Origin of the sequence: Vibrio sp. V31_P5A7T61 (assembly GCF_009904895.1) — a bacterium.
GTDB lineage: Bacteria > Pseudomonadota > Gammaproteobacteria > Enterobacterales > Vibrionaceae > Vibrio > Vibrio metschnikovii.
In genome coordinates this window covers 18,858-29,505 of sequence record NZ_WXWI01000008.1, presented here as the reverse complement: position 1 = coordinate 29,505, position 10,648 = coordinate 18,858, and the positions used below count along the sequence as shown (strand labels likewise).

General features: G+C 44.1%; 9 protein-coding genes and 1 pseudogene. 4 read left to right on the top strand and 6 right to left on the bottom strand.

Annotation, left to right across the window (positions count from 1 at the left end; all coding sequences use genetic code 11):
• Positions 1-137: 137 nt before the first annotated feature.
• The 6 genes and pseudogenes from pcp to CAG58_RS00610 form a co-directional block, all read right to left on the bottom strand.
• Positions 138-782 carry a pyroglutamyl-peptidase I gene (gene pcp / locus CAG58_RS00635; RefSeq protein ID WP_161425232.1) on the bottom strand — a complete coding sequence of 215 codons (645 nt, stop codon included), beginning with the start codon at positions 780-782 and terminating at the stop codon, positions 138-140.
• 177 nt (positions 783-959) lie between these two features.
• Positions 960-2,084, bottom strand: coding sequence for a M20 family metallopeptidase (locus tag CAG58_RS00630; RefSeq protein ID WP_161425233.1), 1,125 nt, complete (start codon positions 2,082-2,084; stop codon positions 960-962).
• Positions 2,085-2,093: 9 nt separating this feature from the next.
• Positions 2,094-2,579: a YjiG family protein gene (locus tag CAG58_RS00625; RefSeq protein WP_161425234.1), complete on the bottom strand. Its 486-nt coding sequence runs from the start codon at positions 2,577-2,579 to the stop codon at positions 2,094-2,096.
• A pseudogene (locus CAG58_RS00620) lies at positions 2,579-3,309 on the bottom strand (nucleoside recognition domain-containing protein). Before CAG58_RS00620 ends, CAG58_RS00625 begins: the two are co-directional and overlap by 1 nt.
• A 312-nt stretch (positions 3,310-3,621) precedes the next feature.
• Positions 3,622-5,166 carry an alanine/glycine:cation symporter family protein gene (locus CAG58_RS00615; protein WP_161425235.1) on the bottom strand — a complete coding sequence of 515 codons (1,545 nt, stop codon included), beginning with the start codon at positions 5,164-5,166 and terminating at the stop codon, positions 3,622-3,624.
• A gap of 253 nt (positions 5,167-5,419) precedes the next feature.
• The gene (locus tag CAG58_RS00610) at positions 5,420-6,685 is read right to left on the bottom strand and encodes a D-amino acid dehydrogenase (RefSeq protein WP_161425236.1); all 1,266 of its coding nucleotides are present in this window, start codon (positions 6,683-6,685) and stop codon (positions 5,420-5,422) included.
• Between the two features lie 103 nt (positions 6,686-6,788).
• On the opposite strand from CAG58_RS00610, the gene CAG58_RS00605 reads away from it, so the two are divergent.
• The 4 genes from CAG58_RS00605 to mgtE all read left to right on the top strand — a co-directional run bounded on the left by CAG58_RS00605 (position 6,789) and on the right by mgtE (position 10,641).
• Positions 6,789-7,694: a LysR substrate-binding domain-containing protein gene (locus tag CAG58_RS00605; protein ID WP_158137971.1), complete on the top strand. Its 906-nt coding sequence runs from the start codon at positions 6,789-6,791 to the stop codon at positions 7,692-7,694.
• Between the two features lie 174 nt (positions 7,695-7,868).
• A complete protein-coding gene (locus CAG58_RS00600) occupies positions 7,869-8,192 on the top strand; it encodes a DOPA 4,5-dioxygenase family protein (RefSeq protein WP_158139017.1) in 324 nt (107 codons plus the stop codon).
• A 559-nt stretch (positions 8,193-8,751) separates the two neighbouring features.
• Entirely contained in the window at positions 8,752-9,258 is a 507-nt protein-coding gene (locus CAG58_RS00595) for a hypothetical protein (RefSeq protein WP_004395821.1), read from the top strand.
• A gap of 12 nt (positions 9,259-9,270) precedes the next feature.
• Complete coding sequence (gene mgtE, locus CAG58_RS00590; protein ID WP_186460237.1) at positions 9,271-10,641, top strand: magnesium transporter; 1,371 nt, start codon at positions 9,271-9,273, stop codon at positions 10,639-10,641.
• Positions 10,642-10,648: the final 7 nt, after the last annotated feature.

Sequence of the window (10,648 nt, the reverse complement as noted above, 5' to 3'; positions counted from 1 at the left end):
CAGTGAGCCAACATAAAAAATACCCTCAAACATGAAATGCTTGAGGGTATTTTCAACCAACCACAGGATCGTTCAACTGATCATTTGCTTAACTGATCGGTGTTAGGCTTAGGCCAGCTTTTTGCGTTTTATGGCCATCAGCACACACTGCCACCGATGATTTGCCTGTCTTGTTTGCTGTGATAACAAGTTTGAATCATGACTCGTACGGCTGCTATGAGCGGTTCTAATCCTAAGCTGGGTAATGATGGATTAGTCGCTGGAACTTGTTCTGGTAATGCTGGGATATGGATAAAGCCACTCGGAATATCATGTTGAGATAAATAATGCTGAACAGCATAAAATAGATGATTACAGACAAAGGTTCCTGCCGAGTAGGATACTTCGGCGGCGATCCCTGCTTGCTGTAAATCCTCCACCATGGCTTTGACCGGCAGGGTAGTAAAGTACGCCGCTGGTCCATCGGCAATAATGGCTTCATCGATCGGTTGATGACCAGCATTATCGGCTATCCGGTAGTCATCAAGATTAATGGCTACTAGCTCAGGTGTAATGGCGGCACGTCCACTGGCTTGCCCGAACATCAAGACTAAATCGGGTTGATGGGTCTTAATTGCATTGATGGCAACTTCAGCGGCTTGATAACGGACCACGGGCAGAACACAACCTATCACCTCGACCCCTGTTACGTGTAGCTGTTCTTTTGCGTTGAGTAATGCCTGCGATGGGTTAAGGCTATCCTCTCCAAAAGGCTCAAAGCCGGTGAGCAGTACTTTAAACATCCATGTAAATCCTTATAAAGCGGGGTTATGGGGCAGTTTATCTTGTGCTCGGTTTTTATCACAAGCGACCTTTCTTTACTATTTTTAACCGGCAGCCATGCTCATCAATATTGATGAGCATGGGTTATTTTTCTTGTAATCTCAGGTTCTAGGTTTCGGCTTGAGTTATCACAATGGTTACTGTGCTAATCTCTCCAGTAGGTTGATCAAGAGTTTTATCCGAGGTTCAATGGAGTCCAGTAAGAGATATTCATCTTCGCTGTGGAATCCAGCACCAATTGGACCAAATCCATCTAACGTTGGAATGCCTAAAATTGCTGTGGCATTGGCATCGGAACCGCCACCCACTGCTTGCCAATTAATAACTAGACCGATTTCACTTCCTACTTGCTCGACGATATTCATGAATGATTGGGTTTCATCGCTCGGAATCATCGCGGGTTTATAGGCCTCACGATGTAAAGAAATTTTAATCCCATCAAGGTATGGTTGCTCTATCATGCTGATTAACTGATGATTAATATCATCGTATTCTTGATTGTTCCAAAAGCGGATATCAACAATAGCTTGTGCGTGATCTGGTACGATATTCGCGCCTGTCCCTCCAGACACAACGCCGACATTCAAAGTGGTTCCTGAAGATAAGTTGGTCATTTGATTGATTGCTAAAATCCAATGAGCCATTTCCGTGATAGCACTGCGACCTTTTTCTGGCTCATTACCAGCATGAGCGGCAATGCCTGAAAACTCGATTTTATACCGAGCCATCCCTTTGCGTGCTTTGACTAGGCTACCATCAGCACGAGCAGCTTCAGCAACCAAAACATAGCGAGCTTTTTTGGCACTATTTTGTATCCATTGATGAGAGTATAAAGATCCGGTTTCTTCATCTGGGTTCATGCAAATACAAATAGACAATTTATCTAAGGCGCTCTGGCTAAGGTTGCGCATTGCATAAACGATATTGAGTAGTCCAGACTTCATGTCTGATACGCCGGGACCATAGGCTTTTTGTGTATCAAATGTCATTGGTCGTTGAGCTGCGGTACCTGGAGGGAATACGGTATCCATATGGCCAATTAGCATTACATCGATAAGCTCTGATTCAGGTTTGTTACGAATTTCTAAACCGACCCCAGCTCTGTCACAATCAATCCGTTTCACTTGCCAACCGGCTAACTGTAGAAACTTGTTCTCGAATTGTTCAGCTATAAATTCAATACCATCTAGAGTGTAAGTTCCGCAGTCAACGTTTATCAGTGGGCGAAGTTCATTGAGATATTCTTCTAAAGAAAATGACATTTTTGTCTCCTAAACAAATAAATTCATGACTAACATGGCACCAAATGCATTAAGAATGGAGATGATAATCATCACTGGAATGTAACGACCTTCAGTACCAATAGGGCCCATAATTCGACCAATATACTGGACTTGTGAACCCATCAAATAAATAGCTGGAGCTAAAATAGCGATGTGGGCACCATTTAAAATGCCTTGATCAAAGAGAGTGATAACAACGCCAACGGCTCCTCCCATAGACATCCAAGCGCCAATTAATACTGCTGCCGCTTCACCTGGTAAGCCGAAAATAGCCATGATGGGTGAAAATAAAATACCAATCAGATCTAGTGCTCCTGTTATTTGTAATGCTTTGATGATCACAAAAGCCATTAATACATTAGGGACGGTTGATGTAGTCGCAATTACCCAGCCTTTTTTAGCACCTTCAACGAAAACATCAGTGATCATCGGTTTTTTTGTGGTTGATGATTGAATTTCAGATGGATTATTCATTATTTGCTCTCCGCTTGTGCCTGATGAGGGGTACTCGGTGGTGATTCTTTGCCTTCGGTAATATTGAGATAAACTCGGAAAACATTGGCTCCGATAATTTTAAAGATAAACATGACTGCAACGGCTAAGCCAATTGAAGAGGTCACCGCCAAAGAACCGTCAGCGAGGGTTAAAGTGAAGAGTACCGCCCCCGAGGAAAAGAAGTTAACAATCGTTGCACCGGCTGTGAATTGGAACATCGTGAAGATATCGGTTTCCCGCTTAGTTATTCGCCCCTCGTCTTTTAACTTACGAGTCATTGCCGCGCCAGCATCAGTACTTTGCAAGGAGGCTATGAGTGCTAATCCAGTATTACCTGGAATACTCATCAAGGGGCGTAATAGGGGAGTTAATAGTTTTCGAGCGGCATCGAGAGCGCCGTATTGTTCAAGGACATTAACATACCCAAGGCAAACATCACGGTAGGAATGAGTGAAAGTGCAAAGATGAATCCATCTCGAGCGCCACTTCCTCCATTGCCACGAAAAGAAGTTGATACAGTTTGCATCCCTTCTGCTGTTTCCGTAACACTATAGGCGACTTTACCAAATGAGCCATTGAGGGTAGTAAAGTCAAATACGCCGTACCATTCGTTAGACTGAAGCAGTCCAGAGAAAAAAACGACTGCAAACGTTAAGGCTAGATAACTTCCCCAAGTTACTTTTCTTTCATATTCGATAGGATTTGTCATAGTCAAGCTCTGTATTATCAAAAGATGAGCTTATCTTCTCCTGACTTGATATGAATAATGATGATCCCTATCAACAGAACGATTGGATAGTATGTTGTTTTGTTTTTGGTTTTAAATTTTGTGATTGTCCTCAAAATTAAATTATTAATCTAGTTAGCTAGAGGGCACCGTGTCGATGTTATTGATAATAGATTTTTCTTTTATTTAGTAAACTGTAGTCATAGATCAAAAAAGGGTTAGCAATCGCTAACCCTTGGTACTGTTTTTTGTTTTTATATACAGCAGGTTGTGTTTACAAAGCGGTCTTATTATTTAGGTACTTGGCAGCTCGGTTGCTTTACCTTCAGGTTCAGTTGTGGAAGCTTGGCCGGTTTTACGTAGGTATTTCTCTTCCCAATAAGTGGCATTTTTAATGCCAAGCTTGACAGGGTTGAAAGTAAATTCTTCAACGCCTTGCTTTTGTTGTTCTTCATAATCTTTTAGCGCCACGATGGTCGGTTTAGCCAAAAAGAAGATAATTAAAATACCAACAATATTGAGCCATGCCATTAGCCCTACACCAACGTCGCCGAGCGCCCATGCAAGGTTAGCCGTGTTGATACTACCGTAGAACACCACAGCAACCATGGCCACTTTAAGCAAAAACATAGCACTACTGATTTTGAAGGTACGGCGAATGTAGGCAATGTTGGTCTCTGCGATATAGTAATAAGCTAAAATCGTGGTAAACGAGAAGAAGAACAGTGCCATAGCAACGAATGGCTTACCAATCCCTGGTAGGGTGGTTTCAATCGCCATTTGAGTAAAGGCTGGGCTGTTAGCAGCAATGTCGGCTGGTAAATTTTGCAGTATCATCCCCTCAGCACCGTGAACATTATAAGCACCGGTGATGAGAATCATGAAAGCAGTGGCTGAACAAACCAGTAAAGTATCAATATAGACAGAAAATGACTGAACTAATCCTTGTTGCACTGGGTGTTGGACACTCGCTGCAGCTGCAGCATGAGGCCCTGTACCTTGACCTGCTTCATTAGAATACACGCCACGCATCACCCCCCAACCGATAGCAGCACCAAAGCCAGCCATAGGAGTGAAAGCATCACCAATGATCATAATGAAGATTGCGGGAACTTGAGTGATATTTAAAAGAATGATGATAAAGGCGAGGATAACGTAAGCCAGAGCCATAAAAGGAACGACAAACTGAGTAAATTGAGCAATACGCTTAACGCCACCGAAAATAATGAAAGCCAGCACAATACAGATTAATGCACCGGTAAAGATCTTCGCAAAACTAAAGGTGCCCATGGCTGTTTCGACCATGTCTCCAGAGCCAAACGCCATTTCAACCGCATTACCGATACTGTTCGATTGAATACCTGGCAGTAAAACCCCACAGGCTAAAATAGTCGCAATGGCAAAGATCCACGCATACCATTTTTGACCCATGGCTTTTTCAATGTAATAAGCCGGTCCACCACGGAACTGACCAGTATCTTTGTCTTCTTCTTTATAAATTTGCGCTAAGGTCGACTCTGCATACGCGGTGGCAGCACCAAAAAAGGCCACCATCCACATCCAAAATACTGCGCCTGGCCCACCAAAACCAATCGCAGCAGCGACACCAGCTATATTACCTGTCCCGACTCGACCGGATAAAGATACCGCCAATGCCTGAAAAGAAGATATTCCTTTTGATGAGCTTTTACCTGACAGTAACAAGCGCCACATTTCGGTGAAATGACGAACTTGTACAAAGCGAGTATTGATTGAGTAGAACAAACCAGCGCCAAGACATAAATACACTAGGGCTGGGCTCCAAATTATTCCATTAATAAAATCAACAAATGACTGCATGAAAGTTTCCCTGTTAACGAATTGTTGTGTTTGTTTTGCATCCACATCTTAAATCTCTTGTAACTATTTTGTTAACTGGTTTTTTCTTTCTTGTGTGTTTGCGTGGCTTTGATCACATAAATATTCTTAACATGTTAATTTTTAGTGATGTTTCGTGCGGAGATGATAGACGCTAAACAAAAATGGCTCATACACCATAAGGGTGTTGAGCCAGAGAGGAGCTGAAAATACGATTGATTAGACGCTAATGGTCTTATGATACCGCCTGACCGTAGCGAGACACGTTGAGTTCACTGGTTTTTATTTTACTTGGACGTTGGCTGATAATATCAGCCAGCAAACTTGCTGAGCCACAAGCCATCGTCCAGCCTAATGTTCCATGGCCAGTGTTAGTATAAAGATTGGCGAGCTTAGTTGCGCCGATGATCGGTGTGCCATCAGGAGTCATCGGGCGAAAACCGGTCCAAAATTCCGCTTGTTCGAAATAACCGCCTTGAGGGAAGAGATCCTTCACCACCATTTCAATCGTGGCTTTACGCGCTTCGGGAATTGAAGGGTCAAAACCCGCTAATTCAGCCGTTCCAGCGACGCGAATACGCTCATCAAAGCGGGTTAGGGCAACCTTATAGGTTTCATCCATCACAGTAGATTGCGGAGCAAAATCGGCGTCACGGATCGGTACGGTTAATGAATATCCTTTTACTGGATAAACGGGGAGATCAATGCCAAATGGTTTGAGTAGCGCCGGAGAGTAGCTGCCCATCGCAACCACATAAGCATCGGCTTTAAGTAATCCCTTATCGGTTTTGACACCAGTGATCTTATTGCCTTCGCTTAGTAAGCCTTGCACTTGAGTATTAAACTCAAAGCGTACCCCTTTCGATTTTGCTAACTCGGTTAATTGTTGGCAAAACAGATAACAGTCACCAGTTTCGTCATCGGGTAAATACAAGCCACCAACCAGTTTATCTTGAACGGGCGTTAATCCTGGCTCTTGTTTTAAACAGCCAGTGACATCCAGCAGTTCGAAACGAGTGCCGCTTTCTTTCAGCAACTGCATGTCTTTTTCAACCGCTTGCAATTGTTTTTGTTTCCTAAATACTTGCAAGGTACCTTTTTGGCGGCCTTGATATTGAATATCGTAATTTTTATTCAACTCAATCAAACACTCTCGGCTATGATTGGCAATCGATAACATACGAGCTTTATTGATTTGATAACGAGATAACTGGCAGTTCGCCAGCATTTGGGTTGTCCAATTGAGTAATTTTGGATCAAGTGATGGTTTAATTTTCAGAGGGGCGTGTTTCTCCAGTAGCCATTTAATGGCTTTTTGCGGTACACCAGGAGCGGCCCAAGGCGAAGAATAACCGTAGGAAACTTGCCCTGCGTTAGCAAAACTGGTTTCTTCTGCACTTCTGGCTTGACGGTCGATAACCGTCACACTGTGTCCTGCTTGTGATAAATACCAAGCACTGGTTAAACCAATCACACCACTACCTAAAACAATAATTTCCATGACAACCTCCAAATTAACAACGTAAGTAGTTTCTTTGCTTTACCTTTTGTTAACAATCGATAAAAATTATCATCAGTGTTTAGTTTTTCTAAAAGCCATAGCCATGTTAAAGAATACTTACCTTGCTGGATTACATACCTTTGTACAGGTTGCTCATCATACCAGTTTCAGTAGTGCTGCGAAAAGTTTGCACATTACGACGGGCGCGATTAGCCAACAATTATTGCAGCTTGAAGCGCAATTAGGTTTTAGTCTTTTTGAACGGCACTCGCGAGGGGTGCGGTTGACCGAAGCGGGGCAAACCTTATTGGTGGTTGTTCAACGTAGCTTACAAGATATTGACAGTACAATTGAGCATCTTAACCAACGAGCCAATCGACGTGAGATACGTTTAAAACTCACCCCATCATTTGCCTTTAAATGGTTGGTGCCGCGACTGGAAGACTTTTATCGTCATCATCCTGATATTCAAATTCAAACCTTCGCGGAAGGAGCATTGGTAGATAGCGATCGGCGCGATTTTGATCTGGCGATTGACTACGGGCCGTTTCCTTATTCTAAAGCCAACGCAGAATTATTATTGGAAGAGTATTTATTACCAGTGATGAGCCCGGCTTATCTGGCGGCTCATCCCGATTTAATCACACATGAACGTCGCCCATCGGCGTGGCGCGAGGTCGTTTTGTTGCATGATGCGATGCCATGGGCAAAAGCGGCGCGAGATTATGAGTGGTTGTACTGGGCTTCGGAAATGGGCATTGAATTGGCGACGCATCAAGGCCATTTTTTTAATCGAACCGACATGGCCATGTCGGCGGCTGAGGCGGGCGTTGGTATCGCGATGGCAAGGCTGGCTCTACTGAGTAATGAATTAGAACAGGGCAAATTAGTCACGCCATTTGAGCCAATAGCCGCGAACGCTGGTTATTACTTTATTGTTCATAATCAAACGGAAACCACGGCGATTTTCATTGAATGGTTAAAAGGGCAAGTTTATCGAGCTGATTAATCGATACGATTAGCGATGGCTGCTTACTCTGTAGTGATATGCACTGGCGAGTAACGATAAATCAATCTGATCGTTCAAAAATCTTAACCAAGTTGCTGAAAAACTCAGGCTAGGTTTCATCGCTACGCCCCGTATAATAGTGAGAACTTGTCCTACTTCGAAAAGGAGTGAATGATGTATCACGCTCATGTTTATTTTGATTTATCTCAACAGCCATTCGCTTATGCTTTGCAGCAAACCATCATTGCTGAATGCCGCGAGCAGATTAGTGCCATCTTTCCCTTGGTCCCGCGTTTGGTTGGCCCCCATCGCAAACCAATGTTTGAAATTCATTTTTCTGAACAGCAAAAATCCTTTATTGATTGGCTGGATAATGCGCGTGGCCCTTTGAGTGTCTTGATTCATCCTGTTTCTGGGGATGATTGGCATGATCATAGTGAACATCAAGTGATGTGGCTAGGTGAGAACCTCGGTGTCAATCAAGAGACGTTGCGTTAGTCGGCCTTCCTCCCAAGAGAATCGTTGTTGCTAGTGTGAGATAAATGGTAAAAAAATCCGTTCGCGCTTAATTTTAAATTGACTTTCAATTGGTTGATCAATAATATTTAGCGCGAAAAATAACCCGGTTGATGCAATTTAACGCTATACTTTAAGCGTTAAACCGAGTAACAACCGATCCCTTTTAATTTATCGAGGTACAATAGAAACCTATGGACTCGTCGAGTAGTCGAATATCACAGTATGGTCTTTTCGATGGTTCGAAAACACCAACGGTTTCTTGCTAGCCTGTCGCTAAATTCTCTTTAGCTGTTGTCAGGCGGTAACTACCCTTGGCAAAGCGAACTCTTTCCTTCCATCGTTAATTCCATACGTTAATACTTTGCGCAGTAAGGCAACGTTTGCCTTTGCGTAACCTATGACTGATGCTCACACGCTGTGAGCCGACACGTCGTGCTTCGCAAACCCATTGTTGCGCTAAGCGTTTTTCGTTTAGGCAAAATTTGTGGTTGCGATCACCAGGTTTCTTTGTCCTGAGCCCAACTCAGGAGAGACAAAGATGACAGTTTTTCGTACGCATTACATCGCTGATGTAAAAAAAGCCCGTACCCCAGTGCAACGCGCAGTATTGAGCCACGCTAAGCGTGATTTTTTCTGTGTTAGTGACCAATTGCAGGTGCAAGAAGTGATCACCATGCTCAAAGCGAGCCCGCTGTTTTCTTCTTCTGTTCATGTTATTGCTTTGATTAATGATCGCGCTGAGTACCAAGGTTTGGTGTCTATTAGCCGTTTATTATGTGCTGATAAAACTCAGCCCGTCACGGCGCTAGTACAAGGGTCTAACCATTATACTTTCGCCTTAAGCGAAGCTTATCCTGCCGCATTACAACTGAGAAAAAGCCAATGGCCCGTGTTACCAATACTGGATAGCCGCCACCGTGTCGTGGGTGTCTTGGAATTAAACGCTGCCCGCGCGATCATTCGTCACCAACTTGAACTTAATGATCAAGGTGTGGCTAAAACTTCATCTGGCTGGAAGCGCTTTGTGCGTTTTTGGAAGCACTAAGGGAAGAGCACGATGTCTGTTTCTATCATGACTCAAGAGCTGTTGGCACTGCACATCAGCCATAATCAAGCCGCGATGCTACGTTTTATCGACCAACATCCTTTGGCTGACTGTGCTGAAGCTTTTTCACAGCTATTAACCGAGCGACAATTTACTGAACAAGACGTATGTCAATTGCTTACGTTGCTGCCATTAGAAAAGCAAGTGGCTCTGTTTGGTTATTTCAGTTTAACGTGGCAAGAAAAACTCGCTGAGCAAATGGATGCTCAGCAACTCACTCAGTTAACTGAGCTTATGCCACACGATGAACGAGCCGATTTACTGACTCAACTGGAACCAGAACTGCAACAGCAAGTGTTGGATCAAATGGATAGCGAGGAGCGTTCTGACATTCAAAGGCTGGTTGCTTATCCAGAGGAGAGTGTCGGTGCGGTGATGACCTCTGATTTTGCTGTACTCGCTGCCGATTATACGGTCGAGCAAGCGATGCAAAAATTGCGCAGCATTGCTAAGCAAACCGAAACTATCTATCAGGCTTATGTGGTCGATGATCAGCAGCGTTTACAAGGTACGGTGTCACTACGCGATTTGGTGATTTCAGAGCCCAGCTCAACTGTGGGTAAGATCATGACCCGAGTGTTGATTTTTGTCCGAGTCGATGAAGATCAAAACGTCGCAGCACAAGCGATCAGTAAATATGATTTGCTCGCGTTACCCGTAGTCGATGGACAAAATCGCTTAGTGGGCATTGTGACTTATGATGATGCGATGGATGTGGCAGAAGAAGAAGCTGATCGCCACATGCACAAATCGGCAGCGGTCGATTTCACGGGTAACTTAAAAGAAGCCTCAGTGGGATTAATGTACCGTAAACGGGTCTTTTGGTTGGTCTTGCTGGTGTTCGGTAACCTTTTTTCTGGCGCAGGGATCGCCCATTTTGAAGATACCATTCAAGCCTACGTCGCCTTGGTCTTCTTTTTACCGCTGTTGATCGACAGTGGCGGTAACGCGGGGTCTCAGTCTGCCACCTTGATGGTTCGGGCACTGGCTACCGGAGAAGTGATCGGTAAAGATTGGGCAAAAATGCTCGGTAGAGAAGTGATGATAGCAGGGCTACTCGGCGTAACCATGGCTGTCGCGGTATCGATGCTTGGTTTATGGCGCGGTGGACCAGAGATTGCTTTAGTCGTGGCAATTACCATGCAAATTGTGGTGATTGTTGGCTCCGTCGTTGGTATGTCACTGCCGTTTGTTCTTAGCAAACTGAAGTTTGATCCTGCTTCCGCTAGTGCGCCATTGATCACTACGATTGCTGATGCGGTGGGAGTCATCATTTACTTCTCCGTGGCGACGATGATTTTGGATTTCCCACCAACGGTTTAAGTGGGTT

Coding starts and splice junctions, on each gene's coding strand:
- CAG58_RS00625 (WP_161425234.1), bottom strand. CDS start 2,579: ATGAATAATCCATCTGAAATTCAATCATCAACCACAAAAAAACCGATG.
- CAG58_RS00610 (WP_161425236.1), bottom strand. CDS start 6,685: ATGGAAATTATTGTTTTAGGTAGTGGTGTGATTGGTTTAACCAGTGCT.
- pcp (WP_161425232.1), bottom strand. CDS start 782: ATGTTTAAAGTACTGCTCACCGGCTTTGAGCCTTTTGGAGAGGATAGC.
- CAG58_RS00605 (WP_158137971.1), top strand. CDS start 6,789: ATGTTAAAGAATACTTACCTTGCTGGATTACATACCTTTGTACAGGTT.
- CAG58_RS00615 (WP_161425235.1), bottom strand. CDS start 5,166: ATGCAGTCATTTGTTGATTTTATTAATGGAATAATTTGGAGCCCAGCC.
- CAG58_RS00600 (WP_158139017.1), top strand. CDS start 7,869: ATGTATCACGCTCATGTTTATTTTGATTTATCTCAACAGCCATTCGCT.
- mgtE (WP_186460237.1), top strand. CDS start 9,271: ATGTCTGTTTCTATCATGACTCAAGAGCTGTTGGCACTGCACATCAGC.
- CAG58_RS00630 (WP_161425233.1), bottom strand. CDS start 2,084: ATGTCATTTTCTTTAGAAGAATATCTCAATGAACTTCGCCCACTGATA.
- CAG58_RS00595 (WP_004395821.1), top strand. CDS start 8,752: ATGACAGTTTTTCGTACGCATTACATCGCTGATGTAAAAAAAGCCCGT.